The 17,997-nt window shown below is 52.4% G+C and carries 18 protein-coding genes; 17 read left to right on the top strand and 1 reads right to left on the bottom strand.

The features are described 5' to 3' along the window. Positions 1-47: 47 nt before the first annotated feature. The 10 genes from PHO67_05005 (at position 48) to PHO67_05050 (ending at position 10,848) form a co-directional block, all read left to right on the top strand. Positions 48-965, top strand: a complete 918-nt coding sequence (locus PHO67_05005; GenBank protein ID MDD5546493.1) for a cation diffusion facilitator family transporter — start codon at positions 48-50, stop codon at positions 963-965. A 4-nt stretch (positions 966-969) separates the two neighbouring features. Further along, positions 970-1,365, top strand: coding sequence for a YbgC/FadM family acyl-CoA thioesterase (locus tag PHO67_05010; GenBank protein MDD5546494.1), 396 nt, complete (start codon positions 970-972; stop codon positions 1,363-1,365). Further along, positions 1,366-1,908, top strand: coding sequence for a sigma-70 family RNA polymerase sigma factor (locus PHO67_05015; GenBank protein MDD5546495.1), 543 nt, complete (start codon positions 1,366-1,368; stop codon positions 1,906-1,908). It abuts the gene before it with no gap. Continuing rightward, positions 1,909-2,727: a hypothetical protein gene (locus tag PHO67_05020; GenBank protein ID MDD5546496.1), complete on the top strand. Its 819-nt coding sequence runs from the start codon at positions 1,909-1,911 to the stop codon at positions 2,725-2,727. 107 nt (positions 2,728-2,834) lie between these two features. Further along, positions 2,835-3,416, top strand: coding sequence for a hypothetical protein (locus PHO67_05025; protein ID MDD5546497.1), 582 nt, complete (start codon positions 2,835-2,837; stop codon positions 3,414-3,416). Beyond that, positions 3,409-5,919, top strand: a complete 2,511-nt coding sequence (locus PHO67_05030) for a glycoside hydrolase family 3 C-terminal domain-containing protein (protein ID MDD5546498.1) — start codon at positions 3,409-3,411, stop codon at positions 5,917-5,919. The genes PHO67_05025 and PHO67_05030 overlap by 8 nt, the downstream gene beginning before the upstream one ends. Then, entirely contained in the window at positions 5,919-6,872 is a 954-nt protein-coding gene (locus PHO67_05035) for a metallophosphoesterase (protein MDD5546499.1), read from the top strand. The genes PHO67_05030 and PHO67_05035 overlap by 1 nt, the downstream gene beginning before the upstream one ends. A gap of 67 nt (positions 6,873-6,939) precedes the next feature. After that, a complete protein-coding gene (locus PHO67_05040; GenBank protein MDD5546500.1) occupies positions 6,940-7,518 on the top strand; it encodes a rubrerythrin family protein in 579 nt (192 codons plus the stop codon). 31 nt (positions 7,519-7,549) lie between these two features. After that, complete coding sequence (gene mgtA, locus PHO67_05045) at positions 7,550-10,102, top strand: magnesium-translocating P-type ATPase (protein MDD5546501.1); 2,553 nt, start codon at positions 7,550-7,552, stop codon at positions 10,100-10,102. Between the two features lie 8 nt (positions 10,103-10,110). Further along, positions 10,111-10,848 (top strand): polysaccharide deacetylase family protein, encoded by a 738-nt coding sequence (locus PHO67_05050; GenBank protein ID MDD5546502.1) that lies wholly within the window; start codon positions 10,111-10,113, stop codon positions 10,846-10,848. Here the strand turns inward: PHO67_05050 and PHO67_05055 are convergent. Then, entirely contained in the window at positions 10,845-11,657 is an 813-nt protein-coding gene (locus tag PHO67_05055) for a transporter (GenBank protein MDD5546503.1), read from the bottom strand. The two genes, PHO67_05050 and PHO67_05055, sit on opposite strands and share 4 nt — an antisense overlap. 71 nt (positions 11,658-11,728) lie before the next feature. On the opposite strand from PHO67_05055, the gene hemW reads away from it, so the two are divergent. The 7 genes from hemW to ychF all read left to right on the top strand — a co-directional run bounded on the left by hemW (position 11,729) and on the right by ychF (position 17,990). After that, on the top strand, positions 11,729-12,853 hold the full coding sequence (hemW, locus tag PHO67_05060; protein ID MDD5546504.1) for a radical SAM family heme chaperone HemW: 1,125 nt from the start codon (positions 11,729-11,731) through the stop codon (positions 12,851-12,853). A 75-nt stretch (positions 12,854-12,928) separates the two neighbouring features. After that, positions 12,929-13,552 carry a biotin transporter BioY gene (locus tag PHO67_05065; GenBank protein ID MDD5546505.1) on the top strand — a complete coding sequence of 208 codons (624 nt, stop codon included), beginning with the start codon at positions 12,929-12,931 and terminating at the stop codon, positions 13,550-13,552. Positions 13,553-13,724: 172 nt separating this feature from the next. Beyond that, the gene (locus tag PHO67_05070) at positions 13,725-13,991 is read left to right on the top strand and encodes a MerR family transcriptional regulator (protein ID MDD5546506.1); all 267 of its coding nucleotides are present in this window, start codon (positions 13,725-13,727) and stop codon (positions 13,989-13,991) included. A 243-nt stretch (positions 13,992-14,234) separates the two neighbouring features. Continuing rightward, the gene (locus PHO67_05075; GenBank protein ID MDD5546507.1) at positions 14,235-15,158 is read left to right on the top strand and encodes a glycoside hydrolase family 130 protein; all 924 of its coding nucleotides are present in this window, start codon (positions 14,235-14,237) and stop codon (positions 15,156-15,158) included. Positions 15,159-15,337: 179 nt separating this feature from the next. Continuing rightward, positions 15,338-15,538, top strand: coding sequence for a cold-shock protein (locus PHO67_05080; protein MDD5546508.1), 201 nt, complete (start codon positions 15,338-15,340; stop codon positions 15,536-15,538). Between the two features lie 72 nt (positions 15,539-15,610). Continuing rightward, positions 15,611-16,900, top strand: a complete 1,290-nt coding sequence (locus PHO67_05085) for a radical SAM protein (GenBank protein ID MDD5546509.1) — start codon at positions 15,611-15,613, stop codon at positions 16,898-16,900. Between the two features lie 16 nt (positions 16,901-16,916). Beyond that, positions 16,917-17,990, top strand: coding sequence for a redox-regulated ATPase YchF (gene ychF, locus PHO67_05090; GenBank protein ID MDD5546510.1), 1,074 nt, complete (start codon positions 16,917-16,919; stop codon positions 17,988-17,990). Positions 17,991-17,997 lie beyond the last annotated feature (7 nt).

Raw genomic sequence — 17,997 nt, forward strand, 5'->3', positions numbered from 1 at the left:
TCCTCGGGAGCGGCACAGATAGGGCAGACCAAAGGTAAAATATGACTATGGCTAAGACCTTCCCTGAGATAACGGAAAAAGAAAGCGAGCGCAGGCAGTTATCCGCCGCGAGCGTATCATTCTGGGGTTCGATAGCGCTGTTCGCCATTTCGGCGTCGGCGGGTATTGCGGTAGATTCCATAACCCTTATATTGGACGCCTCCGCAAGCCTTGTCATACTGGTCGTGGCCTTCCTCATGAACTCCACCATAAAGAAGATACACAGCCCGCCCGACGAGATCTTCAATTTCGGTTACGAAAAATACGAGCCGTTCACGGTCGTATTGCAGGGCGCCCTTATAATCATGACCTGCCTGATAAGCGTTAAATTCGCGATCCAGGACATCATCCATTCGGAAGATATAGAGAATTACCAGATACCTGTTCTCGCGGCATGCCTGTCAGTCGCGATAGGGATATTTGTAAGCATATTCATCAAGGCCGCCGCGCGCAAGACACACTCATCGATGATGCATACGGCGAGCATGCATTGGTTCATAGATACAGGCATGTCGGTCGGCATACTCGGCGGGTTTTGCGCGGGCTGGGTACTGAAAGAGAAGGGGTACACCAATATCACGCGTTTCGTCGACCCGGCCATGGCCATCATACTGGCGCTGGTCTTCATTATACCTCCCGCGAGGACGATAAAAAGACATTTTATGGAGCTTTTGGATGCCGTCCCGTCAAAAGAGATAAGGGACAAGGTAAGGAAGGTAGTGGATGAATATAAACCCAGGATGTTCGGTGTCAGCAGGGTCAGGACAAGGAAAGCCGGGGATAAGATCTTCGTAGATATCTGTTTTGTCGTGAAGGAAGATATGACCGTCAGGGAGGCCGAAGCGGTTGCCGTGGATTTCGAGAAGGACCTTAAGACCCATTTGCACCATCTTGACATAGTGGTATATTTTAGGCCTATGAAATAATCCCATGTCAAAAAGCCGGCTTGAAAAGAAGATTTATTACCATGACACGGATTGCGGCGGCGTCGTTTATCACGCCTCGTATTTAAACCATCTTGAAGAAGGCAGGACCGAACTTCTTCGCGAAAAAGGTGTCGATGTCGGAGAACTCGCCTGCAAGGGGACGATCTTTCCGGTCGTCCACGTCGAAATCGACTACAAATACCCCGCCGTATACGGTGACACCATCGAAGTGCTCACCTCGATCGAGAAGGTCGGCCACGCCTCCATAAATTTCGACCAGGAGATAATGAAGGGCGGCACCCTGCTGCTGAAGGCGAAGGTCGTATGCGCGTGCGTGGATACGGACCTGAAGGCAAAGCCTATCCCTGAAGCGGAACTTTCCAAACTGAAGATTGTCTAAATGAGTGAAAAGAGCATAAATTTCGACGAGCTGGTCCTGGAGCATAAGGACAAGGTGTTCAATTTATGCTATCGTTTCATGGGCGATCACGGCGAGGCCGACGACTGCGCGCAGGAGACTTTCGTCAAGGTATACCGGTCGCTGAAGGATTTCAGGCGCGAGTCATCAGTATCGACGTGGATCTACAGGATAGCGGTAAACACGTGCAAGAACAGGCTCTCTTCCGCGCAATACCGCAGGAACAGGTATATGGTGCGGCTCGACGAGCCAAAAGATACAGGGGAAGGCGAGCAGCCGGTCGAGATAGGCGGCAAGGCCCTTTCCCCGTCGGCGGAGCTGGACAGGAAAGAAAAGGGAGAGACGATACAGGAGGCGATAAATTCACTTACCGGCGACCACAGGTCGGTTGTCGTGCTCCGCGATATCGAAGGGCTCTCATACGAGGAGATATCTGAAATTATGGGTTATAACCTCGGCACAGTGAAATCGAAACTGGCGAGGGCAAGGCAGGAATTAAGGGAGAAGCTAAAGGGGCTGGTCTAGATGGAACGCGAAGACAAGAAAGACATGATGCCGGAAGAAGAATACTTAAAGCAGATGAGTTCCCTGCCTAAGGTAAAGGCGCCCGGGAATTTTCTTCAGAAGGTGCGCGAGCGCATCGAAAGTCGTTCGGCCTTCGAGAAGATAATGCGCGCCTTGTTCGTGCCGGTAAAGATCAAAGTCCCGCTGGAACTTGCGGCGATGGCCGCGGCGGTCATACTGATCGTCTCTACGGCAGGCATAAAGAAGCCCATGGAACAACTTGCGTATGCACCGAAGGCAAAAATGGCGACCGGAACAGGGGTCATTATGAAAAGTGAATTGTCTGCCGGCAGCGGGTCGGCAGTAGCCGAAGAGGACAAGAAGACAGGCGGGCTCTTTATTAACAAAGGATTAAACGATTCCGATAGCAAGCCTATTGAGATCGCTCTTCTCATCAGGACAGAAGAGCCGGTCAAGGCGCGCGATGCGCAAAAATCCGCAGAGATGGACAGTTTTGACTCGAGTAAATTTAAAGAAGCGTATGCCCGGGAAGAAAAAGCCGTCCGTCACGAAGCGGAAACGGCCATAGGCCTGAAACCGTATTTGACCGAAGCCCTTTCGAAGGTAAAGAACCAGGTAGAGCTGGCGCAGGGCAAAATCACAAAGACCGAGGTAAATAAAGATACCGGTATGCCCCAATATGTCGATGTCGAGATACCCACGGCCGGTTATGCGAAATTCGTAGAGAGCCTGTCAGGCATCGGCACCCTCCGGGAACCCATCCTTAAAGAAGCGCCCCAGGGCCGGGATATCGTCCGGGTCCGCATCAAGCTACTATAGGATATGTTGTCTTTTTTGAGGCGTCCCCGAATTTTTACTGGATAATTCGAGGGGCGCAATATATACTTAATGTTGTGCCCCTTTTGTATAAATGAGGAGGAAAAATAATGAGGGTTTCTTTTTGTTTGGCGGTCATGCTGGTCCTGTCGCTGGCCGCGGCCGTCTTCGCGGTGGACTTTTCGGCCGATGTAGTCACCACCCAGTCGGGCAAAACCTTCAACGCCAAGGTTTTTGTCAGCGGAGAAAAGAGCAGGATGGAAGCCCCCGAGAGCATATCCATATCGAGAGTGGACAAGAAAGTCGTCTGGGTGCTGATCCCCGGGCAAAAGATGTATATGGAGCAGGCTTTTGACGCCAAGAAGATGATGGCCGCCTCGGATAAGGTAGAAGGCGAGCTTGAGCGCACTCCTCTCGGGAAGGACACGGTGGACGGCAAGACGGCGGACAAATATAAGGTAACCTACGAAATAGAGGGTATCAAGAACGAGATGTTCCAATGGGTAGAGAGCGGTTCAAACCTCCCGCTTAAGTCTGCCGCTTTGGACGGAAGCTGGAGCGTAGAATACAGGAATATCAAGACCGGACCGCAGCCTGATTCGTTGTTCGAGGTGCCGTCCGATTACAAGAAATTCTCCATGGAGATGCCTGACATAGGCAAAATGATGAAAGGAATGGAAAAAAATGAATAGGCCCGGGATCTTTCTGCTCTCACTTGCCTTATTTCTTTTGTTTTCGGCTGCGGCTGTTTACGGCGAGGACCAACAGGCGGAAAAGAAGATCGATGAATTGATAAAAAAGATGACGCTCAGCGAGAAGGTGACCCTTATCGCGGGAAACGAGATGGAGACGTATCCCATCGACAGGTTGGGTATCCCGAAATTGAAGTGTTGCGACGGCCCGGTCGGCGTCGCCAGGAGCGGCCCGGTGACGGCATTCCCGTCGTCCATATGCATGGCCGCGACATGGGACCCGGACCTGATCTATAAAGTGTCGGCGGCGCTTGCCGAAGAAGTCAAGGGAAAGGACAGGAATATGTCCCTCGCGCCGTGCGTGAATATCCACAGGGTCCCGATGGGCGGAAGGAATTTCGAGAGTTTCGGAGAAGACCCGTATCTCTCGTCGCGGCTGGCTGTAGTATATGTGAAGGGCCTTCAGGACAATAAAGTCGTCGCGACAGTAAAACATTACGCCTGCAACAACCAGGAATGGGAACGCGGCACGATAGATGTGGTCATCGACGAGCGGGCGCTCAGGGAGATATACCTGCCGGCATTTGAGGCGGCGGTGAAAGAAGGCGGTTCATGGTCCGTAATGGCCTCCTACAATAAAGTGAACGGCTATCATTCGAGCGAGAACGACCGCCTGCTAAATGAGATTCTTAAGAAAGAATGGGGATTCAAAGGGTTTGTCGTCTCGGACTGGGGGGGAACGCACAGCACGGTCAACGCGGCGAATTACGGCCTCGATCTCGAGATGCCGAGAGGGGATAATTTTAACTCGAAATTGGTGAGCGCGGTCAATAACGGCCAGGTAAAGGAAGCCGTGATAGACGACAAGGTAAGGCGGATCCTAAGGGCGATGTTCTGGCTCGGCCTCTTCGACGCCAACCCGGCGCCGAACCGCGGGTCCCTTAATACGGCGGCACACAAAGAGGCGGCCTTCCTGACGTCCAAGGAAGGGATAGTCCTGCTCAAGAATACCGGCGGTGTCCTGCCTATCGACATAACCAAGATAAAATCGATCGCGGTCATAGGCCCCAATGCCGCTGTCAACAGGTTCGGCGGCGGAGGCAGTTCAGAGGTGACGCCTGCCTATAACGTGAGCCCGCTCGACGGACTGAAGAAGAGACTCGGCAATAAAGTCGCAATAAATTACGCGTTGGGATGCAAACTTGAAGGCGAAGTAGTGCCGATCGAGACGTCGGCTGTCCAGACCGTCTTCAACGGGAAAAAAGTAAACGGTTTTCTGGGGGAATATTTCAATAACCAAAGGCTCGAGGGCACTCCGGCCGTGAAAAGGGTCGACAAGAATATAGACTTCTCATGGGGCGATGGGCCGCCGGCAGACGGCATACAGAAAGACCATTTCTCCGCCAGGTGGACGGCGAAACTCACGCCGCCGAAGACCGGCGAGTACGAGGTGAACCTGCGGAGCGACGACGGTTCCCGCCTCTTCATAGACGGCAGGGAGATCATAGACAGCTGGAAAGACCACGGCGAAGAGACTAAAAGCACTACGATGAAGTTTGAGGCGGGCAAGGAGTACGACCTGCGCGTCGAATTCTATGAGAACGGCGGAGGAGCGGTTGTTAAGTTGGGATGGGATATTCCCCGGGAATTGGCCGCAGAGGCCGCCGAGGTCGCGAAGAAATCCGATATTGCGATCGTATTTATCGGTCTCTCCGGGCGCTTTGAGTCAGAAAATTTCGACAGGAAAGATATAAACCTTCCTGATAGCCAGAACGATCTCGTCAAGAAGGTCGTCGCGGCGAATAAAAATACGGTCGTCGTATTGAATTCCGGGGCCGCGGTCATTATGAATGAATGGGTAAATGACGTCCCTGCGATCCTCGAGATGTGGTATCCTGGACAGGAAGGCGGCAATGCTATCGCGGATGTGCTGCTCGGATATTACAATCCGTCGGGCAAACTGCCCACAACCTTCCCGATCAAATGGGAAGATTGTTCGGCGTATTCCACTTATCCGGGCAAGAACGGCAAGGTATATTATTCGGACGGCGTCTTCGTAGGCTACCGCTACTTCGACAAGCAGGGGACAAAGGTCCTCTTCCCGTTCGGCCATGGCCTTTCTTATACCACCTTTGAATACAGCAACCTTACGATAACGCCCGGCGCGGTGTCGGACGGTAAGATCGATATCACGGCCTCTTTCGACCTCAAGAACACCGGCAGGAGGGAAGGCGCCGAGGTCGCCCAGTTGTATGTAAGGGAGGTCGCTCCGGGCGTCGAGAGGCCCGTAAGGGAGCTTAAGGGATTCAAGAGGGTGAATCTTAAGCCCGGCGAAACGCTAAAGGTGACATTCAAGCTCGATAAGAGGTCCCTCGCGTTCTATGATGTCGATAAGAAGGATTGGACCGCCAAGCCCGGAGAATTCGAGATCGAGGTGGGCAGTTCGTCCAGGGATATCAAGCTCAAGGGTACCTTTAGTCTGCAAAAGGGCAAAATGCTCTGATGCTGATCCGGGAATTCGTTTCGCTCGGCGTTTTTCTCGCGTTTGTTCTCGCCGTATACATAAAAGAGGGCCAGCTGATATCCGGGCTGGTCCTCCATAAATTACGGCGCAAGGAAGGGCCTTCCGGTTTCCTGTCCAAGCCGGCGATAGCCGTCCATATCCTGGCGGCGGCCGGTATCCTTTGCTTCCTCTACGGCCTTTTAATAGAACCGCATTGGATAGAAGTCAAGAGAGTGGAGATAGAGAGCAGCAAATTATCCCGCGCCAGTCTCCGTATAGTCCAGTTATCAGACCTGCATACCGACCCCAAAGGCACGAACGAGAAAAAAGTTATAGAGGCGGTGAACGCGCTGAAACCCGACATCATCGTCTTCACGGGGGACGCGGTAAATTCCCCGAAGGCGCTGCCCGTCTTTAAAAAGACCCTGAAGAGCCTTAAGGCTAATATAGGAAAATATGCCGTGACAGGGAACTTCGATTACTGGTTCCTGCGCGGGCTCGACCTGTTCGGGGGGACCGGTTTCGATCCCCTGGACGCGAAGATCGAGAGGATAAACAAAGACGGGGATATTTTTTTCATCTCAGGCCTTAATTTCGAGCATGGCGGGTATTGGTTTCCGTTACTGAAGAATGTGCCGCGAGGGTATTACAGCATATTTTTGTACCATAAGCCCGACCTCATCGAGGACCTGAAAGGCGTAAATGTCGACCTGTATCTAGCCGGACATACCCACGGCGGACAGGTGGCGCTCCCGTTTTACGGCGCGATAATCACCCTTTCGAAATACGGCAAGAGATATGAAGCAGGGGAATACAAGGTCGGGAACACCGTCCTTTACGTGAACCGCGGCATAGGGACCGAAGGGAAGGCCGGTGTGAGGGTCAGGTTCATGGTGAGGCCGGAGATAACCGTATTCGACATCAGGCCCCCGCGTCCCGTCGCAAAAAAATGAAATTGGCCGTTGAAAAATCCCCCCGTTTGTGGTATATATAGTCATCTTTCCAAGGAGGAAAATCAAAATGGATAAATCATTGAAGGGCACGAAGACCGAAAAGAACCTGCTTGCCTCGTTCGCGGGCGAATCCCAGGCGAGGAACAGGTATACGTATTTCGCCAGCGCCGCGCGAAAAGAAGGCTATGAGCAGATAGCGAATATATTCACCGAGACCGCGGAGAACGAAAAGGAGCACGCCAAGGTATTTTTCAAGTATCTTGAAGGCGGAGATGTCGAGATAACGGCCGCTTACCCGGCCGGTAAGATAAATAATACGAAGGCGAACCTTGAAGCCGCGGCCGCAGGAGAGAAGCTGGAGTGGACTACGCTGTATTCCGATTTTGGAAGGATAGCCAAGGATGAAGGATTTCCCGAAGTCGCCAGCTCCTTCGAGCAGATAGCGAAAGTTGAAAGATTCCACGAGTCTAGATACAGGAGGCTCATCAACAACATAGCTAACGGCGAAGTATTCAAGAAGAAGGCGCCGGTCAAGTGGCATTGCATAAACTGCGGCTATGTGTTCGAAGGGGCAGAGGCCCCAAAAGAATGCCCGGCCTGCAAACACCCCCAGGCATTTTACGAGATCCTCTCCGAGAATTTTTAGGGGTCCTGCTCCAGCCTGAAGAGATGCCGCCATGACACAGAAAGCGCAATACCCGTCTTTTGATTATATCGGCAGCCCGATCGAGGAGATATTTTCCAAGCTTAAGACCTCCCCGAAGGGCCTCTCTGAGAAAGAAGCGCAGAAGCGGCTCGAATATTACGGTTTCAACGAACCCGCCAAAAAGAAGAAGAGGACCGTATTAACCGAGATCCTCTCCAAATTCCTGAATCCCCTTGTTATCGTCCTGGTCATCATCGGGTCGTTTTCCCTTTATTTCGGCTCGCAAATAAGCGCGCTGCTTGTCTTCATGATGATAATATTGAGCGTATTCCTTTCGTTCATACAGGAACACCGCTCCGAGAAAGCCGCGGAAAAACTGAGCGAGATGGTCCGTACGACCGCGACCGTTTACAGGAACGGCAGGCCCAAAGAAATAAATATCCGCGAGATAGCGCCGGGCGATATCGTCGACTTGTTCGCGGGCGACATGATACCGGCCGACTTGAGGATAATCTCCTGCAAGGACCTCTTTATTAACCAGGCCTCGCTGACCGGCGAATCTTTCCCTATAGAAAAAGTCTCGGGGGCGGTCCAGGTAAAATCAGCCTCGATCTCGGAATTGCGCAACATCGCTTTCATGGGCTCAAGCGTGGTAAGCGGGACTGCGCTCGGCGTAGTCGTAAAGACAGGCATCGCGACGCAATTCGGCGAGATCTCGCGCAAGCTCGCCAACATGAGGATCGAGACGAGTTTCGACAGGGGAGTTAACAGCTTTGTCTGGCTTATGATCCGGGTGATGTTGATAATGGTGATGGCCATCTTCGCGATAAACGCGATGCGCGGGCGCCATTTTATCGATGCGCTCCTTTTCTCCCTAAGCGTCGCGGTCGGCCTTACGCCTGAGATGCTGCCGATGCTTATCACCATCAACCTCTCAAAAGGCGCCATAGCGATGTCGAAGAAAGAGGTGATAGTCAAGCGCCTGAACTCCATCCAAAACTTCGGCGCGATGGATGTCATCTGCACCGACAAGACCGGCACGCTGACCATGGACCAGATCATACTCGAGAAGCATTGCGATGTGGTGAGGAAAGAGGACCAGGACGTCCTTAAATATGCCTATATAAACAGCTATTACCAGACGGGCCTGAAGAACCTGCTCGATAAGGCCATACTCAAGCACGAAAAGATAGCGGTTAAGAAGTTCAGGAAAATAGACGAGATGCCTTTCGATTTTTCAAGGAAGATCATGTCTGTCGTCGTCGATATGGACAATAGGCACGCACTCATCTCGAAAGGGGCCCCGGAGGAGATATTCAAGCGCTGCACGCATTACGAGCTCGACGGGGAGATATTCGAGATGGAGCAATGGCTCCTGGCCGACTTGCGGGAGGAGTATGACAGGTTAAGCGCCGACGGTTTCAGGGTCCTGGCCATCGCGTATAAGGATAGCGACGCGAAGAAAGAGGTATATTCGAAAGACGATGAGCAAGGGTTGGTGCTTAAGGGCTATGTCGCTTTCCTCGACCCGCCGAAGGCGGACGCGAAAGAGGCCATCGAGGCGCTGACAAAACAAGGCATACAATTCAAGGTCCTGACCGGGGACAACGAGCTCGTCACCCAGAAGATATGCAGCGAGGTAGGCCTTGGGATAACCGGTCTCGTGCTTGGCGAGCAATTGGAAAAGATGCCTGACGCCGGGCTTCAGGCTGCGGTGGAGACGGCGAACGTCTTTGCCCGCATGTCGCCCCTCCAGAAGGAAAGGGTGATCAGGGCGCTCCATAAGAATAACCATATAGTCGGTTACCTCGGCGACGGTATAAATGACGCCCCGGCGCTGAAGGCGTCGGATGTCGGCATCTCCGTGGATAACGCGGTAGATATCGCGAAAGAATCGGCGGATATAATCCTGTTGAGGAAAAACCTCCTCGTCCTCGAAGACGGCGTGATCGAAGGCAGGAAGACATTCGGGAATATCATCAAATATATAAAGATGGGCTCTAGCTCGAATTTCGGGAACATGTTCAGCATGACAGGGGGAAGCATCTTTTTGCCTTTCCTCCCTATGCTTCCCATACAGATACTCCTCAATAATTTCCTCTATGACGTATCGCAGGTGGCGATACCCACCGATGAGGTCGACGGGGAATATCTCATGAAACCGCGCCCGTGGAACATAAAGGCCGTGAGGAATTTCATGGTGATGATCGGGCCGATAAGCTCGATCTTTGATTTCCTCACGTTCGGCGTCATGTTGTATGTCTTCAATACCTGGAATAACCCCGCATTGTTCCGCACCGGGTGGTTCATCGAATCGCTTTGCACCCAGACGCTGGTAATACACGTGATACGCACCGGAAAAATCCCTTTTATAGAAAGCCGCCCGAGCAAGCCGCTGGTATTTATGTCGCTGTTCATAGTCGCGGCAGGCATTTTAATAGCGCTTTCCCCGGTGGGAAGCCATTTCGGGTTTACCGCGCCGCCGCCTTTATATTTCTTTTTACTCGCGGGGATGGTCCCGGCTTACCTGTTGTCGGTGCAGGCCGTGAAAACACTATTCGTAAAGAAATTCGGATATGATTAGGAGTAGATATGCAAAAGATTAAAAGATACCTCGGGATCTCGGCGGTGCTCATCATTGTTGCGGCCACGGCGATAACGCTCTTTTGCGTCTTTTTTGACCAGGCGGTCTTCGTGCGAAAATCCACCGTCTTCCGCGTCAAGACCGATGAGAAGGTCGTGGCCCTGACTTTCGACGACGGCCCTTCGCCGGCATGGACGCCGCTGATCCTCGACGAGCTTAAAAAAGCCGGCATCAAAGCGACCTTTTTTATGGTGGGAAAACACGTGGAGCGGTATCCTGAGATCGCCAAGCGCGTCGCTCGCGAGGGGCACGATATAGAGAACCACGGATACGACCATAGGGTCATGATCTATTATAAAATGGACGAACTTAAGAAAGAGATAGACGAGACGGAGAAGATCATTAAGGACGTAACCGGCCAGACGACAAGATATTTCAGGCCTCCCAAGGCCTGGCTTAACGATACGGAAAAACAAAAGATCAAGGAGATGGGATACGGGATCGTGCTGTGGTCCTTGAACTCCAAGGACTGGGTGACGTTCCACGATAAGCAGATCACATCATATATTTCAAGGCATATCAGGCCGGGAGACATCATCCTGTTCCATGACAGCGGAGGGGTATTCAGCACCGAGGGAGGGGACCGCAGGCAGACCGTCAAGACCATTCCGCGGCTGGTAAGGAAACTGCAGGAAAAAGGCTACAGGTTCGTGACCGTATCGGAATTATTAAGCGGCAAATTCTAGAATTTGTAGCAGCTTTTCAACTGGAAAAAATGGCCTTTTGGCGCATTTTCGGTGAAGGCGTCATAAAGATAACTGAAGTCAAAACTCATCCCCGAGAACTTCGTGTAGAATTCCGCCCCGACCGAAAGCGTCTGGCGGGCGCTGTCAGGTACCCTTACTCCGTCCACACTCTTGTCCCGGCTTAGCATCCAGTTTACCGACGGCCCGAGCTTTATGTCTTTCGTGACGTTGTAGCCGAGAAGATATTGGAGGTGCAACTCGTCGCCGGGCGCGATGTTCTTGTCGTTCTCCAGCCTGAAAAAATATTTCGCTGCGGCGTCCATGCTGAAATCCTTTACTGTCTTGTGGAAAAAGACGACGGGCCTTATGTCAACCTGGTGCGTGCCGTAGTTGGTGCTCTTGTCCGAGGCGTATTCACCGGTAGGCGCCTTCACGAAGAGCATCGGCAGGATATCGACTTCCTTGACCGGCAGGAACCACCCGCCGCCTATCGAGGCGTCGCCAAGGCCGAAGGAATTCTTGTCCGTCGACCCGACGTGGACGCCTCCCGCGGGCAGGAGCGCCGTGAACACGAAATCGGGCGAATAGTAGCAAAAACGCAGCAGCTCCTCGACCTTAAGCAGGTCGTAATCCTTTATGGCCGTCCTGCCCTTGGAGTCGGTCACCTTGTCGGCGGCATAGACGGTGGAGTAGGTGAGGAAGTAGAGCCCCTTGGCCGCCCGCACCCCGTCATAGAAGTTTACCGCAGCCGCGGTATTTGGTATCATGATAAGTGAGGCAAAGGCCAGGGCCGGGAGCAGTGAACGCATTGTAAACCTCCATTAGATTTTATGGTTTACAATTATATATGAAATATAATATAATGCAAGAGAAAAATAAAATGACGCCTTCATTGTATATACACATACCTTTTTGCGCGAAAAAGTGCGGTTACTGCGATTTTTACAGCATCAATTATAAAAGAGGCCCGGCGTCCGTTTACGTTGACGTTTTGGGCGGCCAGATGGAAGCTATCCGCGGCCCGGTCTCGACGATATTCATAGGCGGCGGCACCCCTACGGCGATGGATACGCCGTTATTGAGGAAGCTTTTGCGCGGCGCAAGGAGATTGGCCGCTGAAGATGCCGAGTTCACGATTGAGGCGAATCCGGAGAGCCTTGACGCCGGAAAACTCGACCTCTTTTTGGATGAAGGGGTCAACAGGTTGAGCATAGGCGTCCAGTCCTTCAACGACGCGAAATTAAAAAGGCTGGGCAGGATCCACAGCGCAAAGAAAGCGGTGGATGCGGTCATGCTGTCGAGGAAGAGAGGTTTCAAGAACATCGGCATAGATCTTATATTCGGCGCCCCGGGAGAGACGCCCGAAGACTGTTCCGCCGAAATGGCGCGGGCGGTAAAATTGCCGGTTACTCATGTTTCATGTTACGGCCTGACCTACGAAAAGGGGACGCCGCTTTACAAGGCGAGAAAAAAAGGCGAGGTCATCCCGGCCGATGAAGGATCTTCGGCGCGGATGTATTCCCTGGCGCTCGAATATCTTCCCGCGCACGGTTTCCGGCATTACGAGGTATCGAACTTCGCAAAAAAAGGCTTTGAATGCAGGCACAACCTCAATTATTGGCGTAACGGCGAGTATATAGGCCTCGGGCCGTCGGCGGTCTCGTATATCGGAGGGGTCAGAAAAAGACATCTGGCCGATGTCCGGGAATATGTCAAAAGGGCCGAAGCAGGGAAAAGCACGGTAACCTCTTCCGAACGGCTTACCCGGGACCGTAAGGCGAAAGAGACCGCGGCGGTGAAGATAAGGACGGCCGAGGGGATAGATTTCGGCTGGTTTAAGGAGAAGACCGGGTTCGATCTCAGGGAGCTCGAGGCGGATGCCCTGCGGAAACTTTCCGGCACAGGACTCATTAAATATAAGAAGTTCGCAGGCAAGGGCGCCGGCGTAGCCCTGACGAAAAAAGGGTTCCTCTTTTGCGATACGGTTTCAAGTGAGTTGATATAGGGGACACTTTTCCGATTGTCTCAAGAACCGTCCCTGTGTTATAATTGTAAACAACAAAATAAACGGAGGTAGACGATGAGTGCGATAACTTTGGGCGAAAGATACGCAAAGACAAGATACGAGATATTCAAGTGGAGATACCACCTGGCCGAGGCCGAAAAACTGACACTTGCCTTTTTGATGGTCGGCCTTATGGCGGTCCTCGCGCAGGTGAGGATACCATTGCCGTGGACGCCGGTCCCGATAACGGGCTCGACGTTCGCCGCGCTATTCGCAGGGGTCCTGCTCGGCAATGTCTGGGGCGGGATAAGTATGCTCTTATATATCGCCCTCGGCGCGGCAGGCCTGCCGGTATTCACCGGTTTTAAAGGCGGCGCGGCCGTCCTGCTGGGGCCGACAGCCGGATATCTGCTCGGCTATGCGGTGGTCTCGTTTTCTATCGGCTATATTATGGATAATTACGCGAAGGCAAGAAAGTTCCTGCCTCTATTCAACATAATGCTCGTCTCAAGCGCCGTCATCCTCGCGTTCGGCTCGGCATATCTCGCGATATGGCTGGGCGCGGTAAAAGGGCAGGGCGCCTCTTTAAGCGAGGTCCTCTGGATGGGTTTCATTCCGTTCATCCCGGGAGACATATTCAAGTCCCTCATCGCGGCACTCATCGCGACCTCGATCATGCCAAAAGAAAATTATAAGTAATCAAGCATATCCTCCGCAATTAAATTGCTATAGGACAAGCTGTCACCATAAGTAAGAAGGGCGGTCCGAAAAGGACGGCCCTCTTTTTTTATTGACAAGGTATTGTGATTATGATAAGTTTGATAACAAGCATAAATATTATAGTTATTGTAACTATGATAAGTGGGGGTTTATGAAGAAGGATCTCATATCCGCTAAGGAGATAGCCCGGAAACACAACCTTACCTACCAGACCGTCAACCATTATACTAATTTCGGCTTGATAAACGTCGTCTCGAAGAAGGGGAATGTCCGTCTTTATGCCGAGGAGGATACCGCCAGCCGCCTGGCCAGGATAACCCAGCTTATAAACGCGGGCCTTCCTCTGCGCGTTATCCGGAAGGCCCTGGATGAGGAGCTAAGCGTAAAGGTCTTGAATAACGATACGGGTGCCGCATGACCCGCTGTAGGATTTTGGAGCGCTTTCGTCTTGTTTCAATCGGGGAGATGAAGGCGCTCCTACGTTTTTCCCGGGTGGAAGGGAAGGATCCGGCTCCGGTGGTGGAGTTTCAATTTGTTACTTCTTCGGTTTTCTGAAACTCCACCTCGGCGCTTATAAGACCGCTCGCCATCATTGACATTTTGGATGTTTCCTAGTATACTTGTCAACAATTCGGGTAGGGAGCCATACTAGGGAGAATCGATGGCTAACGAGACAGTTTTCAAGCGTTACAGAGGCAATCCTATTATAACGGCGAAAGCCGTTCCCCGCGCTAATTCCATCCATAATAGCGCTATCGTCCGTTTCGGTGATGAATACAGGGGCATATTCCGGGTCGACGAGATCGACCTGAACTATACCCTTCATCTGGGCAGGAGCAGGGACGGGGTCAAGTGGGATATAGAAGCCGATCCCATAAAGATGAAGAGCGGCGATCCCGAGGTCTTCGTTACCGACCACAGCTATGACCCGCGCGTCACGAAGCTCGGTGATACCTATTACGTCACATGGTGCAATGCCGGCGCCCAGGGGCCGTGCATCGGACTTGCCACCACCAAAGATTTCAAGGCGTTCAAGCAGCTGGAGAACCCTCTTCCCCCGGCCAACCGCAACTGCGTCATCTTCCCGGAGAAGATAGACGGCAAGTTCGCGATGCTCCACAGGCCGAGCGACAGGGGGCACACGCCGTTCGGCGACGTATTTTACGCCGAAAGCCCTGACCTGGTCCACTGGGGCCACCACAGGTTCGTATTAGGGCCCAAAGGCGGCTGGCAGTCGACCAAGGTAGGCCCGGGGCCGCATCCCATAAGGACTAAAGACGGTTGGCTGCTCATATACCACGGCGTATGGACGAGCTGTAACGGCTATATCTACTCGGCCGGCGGCGCGCTCCTCGACCTTAAAAAGCCGTGGAAGGTGCTTTACAGGACGCGCGATTACCTGATGTACCCGTCCGAGATCTACGAGCGAGTAGGCGATGTGCCGAACGTCCTCTTTCCGAGCTCTGCCGTGGTCGAGGGCGACCGGCTCAGGCTTTATTACGGGTGCGCCGATACCTGCATAGGCATGGCAGAGGCGAGCGTTTCCGAGATCGTGAAGTTCATAAAGAAACACAGTTTCAAATAATCGGTTGACAAAAAACGGAAGTTAAGGTATTATTACATAGTCATGGTTTCAGGGTTAAGAAGCGTTTTAAGAGCGAGTGAGGGTATAGAAAGATTGAGCCGTAAGGCAAGATAGTCTAACCTTACGGCTTTTTTTTGTTCTGCCCTTATCTACAATTTTTATCGAAAGGAGGTAATGCAGTGGCGACAGGCAAGGTGAAGTGGTTCAGCAACCAGAAGGGTTATGGTTTCATAACCCCTGAATCGGGTAATGATGTGTTCGTGCATTATAGCGCTATCCAGGGCGACGGTTATAAGACTCTGGAAGAGGGCCAGGCAGTCAATTTCGACATCGAAAAAGGCGACAAAGGCGAACAAGCTAAAAATGTAACAAAGGCGTAAGACCCGAAAACAACGGGCCCGCGTCCAAAGCGCGGGCCCTTTTCTATTTCGGGCGGAAGGAATAGGAGTAAGATGAAGATAGTATTTATTGAACCGCGCTCGACAGAAGCGAATGTATACAGCAGGATATCCATGCCCCTTTTGGGACCGATATATCTGGGTACCATACTTAAAGCCCGCGGGCATGAGGTCGAGATATATAACGAGGACATATTCAAGCCGGATTACTCCAAATTGGAGGCGGACCTGGTAGGGATCTCGATCCTGACCTCGACCGCGAAACGCGGCTACGAGATAGCTGCCCAATTTCCCAGGGAAAAAGTGATAATGGGCGGAGTGCACGCCAGCCTTGTCCCGGAAGAGGCCATAAAATACGCAAGGCAGGTGGTCATCGGCGAGGCCGAAGAGGTCATCGTTGATATCGCCGAAGGCAGGACCACGGAGCCGATCGTGAAGGGGAGGCCCGTAAAGGACCTCGACGCCCTCCCATACCCGGATTTTTCGTTGATAAAGGGCGACAGGTCGCGCTGCCTGGCGACGCCCATTTCTACCTCGAGGGGCTGTCCTTACGACTGCAGTTTCTGCTCGGTCACGAAGATGTTCGGGCGCGAATACCGTTTCAGGAGCGCCAAGAACGTGATGGGAGAGTTAAAGGATAACAAGAAGTCGATATTTTTCTGTGATGACAATTTCGCGGCCAAGCCTTCGCGCACATACGAATTGCTAAGCCTCCTGATCAAGGACAAAATAAGGGGTTGGTCGTGCCAGGTCCGCTGTGATGTCACCAGGGACGACAAAATACTTGAACTCATGTCCAGGGCCGGCTGCGGCTCCGTATGCGTCGGTATCGAGTCGGTGAACGAGAAGACCCTTGCCGCCTACGACAAAAAGCAGACGGTGGCCCAGATAATAAACGCGATCAGAGCGTTCCATAAAAACAGGATCAAGGTCCACGGGATGTTCGTCATCGGCGGCGATGACGACAATATAGCGACCGTATGGGAGACGCTCAAATTCGCGATAAAACAGAAGATCGACACCATACAGATGATGGCGCTGACACCGTTCCCGGGGACAAAGGTCTACAAAGACCTCGAATCCCAGAAAAGGATATTCACCAAGGACTGGAGCCTCTATGACGGGCAGCATTTCGTATTCAAGCCCAAGCTCATATCCGCGAAAGAGCTGCAGTTAAGCGTACTTAAGGCGTACACGGAATTCTACTCGCTTTCCAGGGCGTTCTCCCTGCTGTTAGGGTTGCACATCAGGAATGCCTTGCACTGCCTAATGGGTTATTCCATCGTCAAAGAGTGGAAAAGGAACAACCGCAAGTTTTCGTGGTTGTCTTCCGCGCCGGTTTAAGATATAATCCCTATCTATGAAGATCGGTATTATAGGCCTGCCCCAGACCGGCAAGAAGACCTTATTCGAACTGCTGACAAACCACAAGATCTCGGAGAAGGACCTTGCCTCAGGCAAGAACATCAAGAGTATAGCCGAGATCAAGGACCCCCGCTACGACAAGCTCGTCGCGCTCTATAAGCCCAAAAAACAGGTAAGGGCAAGGATAGATATAGAGCTCCTCCCCAAGATAGAAAAAGACGCCATAACCAAGGGCGACATCTTCAAGGACATCGCAGAGACCGACGCCATATGCCATGTGGTAAGGGCCTTTAAGGACGATTCGGTCTACCACATAAACGGCACGGTCGATCCCAAACGCGATATAGACAGCGTCAATTCCGAACTCATCCTCCACGACCTGATATTCGCGGAGAAACGCCTCGAGAAGCTGGACCTGGACCTCAGGAAAGCCAAAGACGAGGCCAAGTCGAAGGAGAGGGAGGTCGTGGCGCGCGTAAAAACCCACATAGAAAAAGAACTGCCCCTCAGGCTGCTAGAGCTTAAGCCCGAGGAGAAGAGGGTAATCGCCAGTTATCCTTTCGTGACATTAAAGGAGATGATACTGGCGGTAAATGTCTCGGAAGACGACCTTAAAAACAAGGCGCTCCTGGACGACCTCAAGAAAAAATATGAACATTTAAAAATAGAAGTGATGCTCGTCTCGGCCAAGGTCGAGTCGGAGATCGCCTCCCTCGAGACGGAGAAGGAGCAGCAGGAGTTCCTTTCCGCGCTCGGGATAGAGGAGCCGGCGATAAATGTGCTCAGCCGCCTCTGCATACAGGCGCTAAACCTCATATCGTTCTTCACGGTGGGCGAAGACGAGGTCCGGCAGTGGCCGGTAAAACGCAACTCATCGGCGCCGGAAGCGGCAGGAGCGATACACTCAGACCTGCAGAAAGGCTTTATCCGCGCCGAGGTCATCAAATTCGCGGACCTCGAAAGGCTCGGCAGCGAGGAGAAGGTCAAAGAAGCCGGCAAACTCTACCTCAAGGGCAAAGATTACATAGTAGAGGACGGCGATATAATAAACATAAGATTTAACGTCTAGGCCGGTC

This window comes from Candidatus Omnitrophota bacterium (genome assembly GCA_028716565.1).
Lineage (GTDB): Bacteria > Omnitrophota > Gorgyraeia > Pluralincolimonadales > Pluralincolimonadaceae > Pluralincolimonas.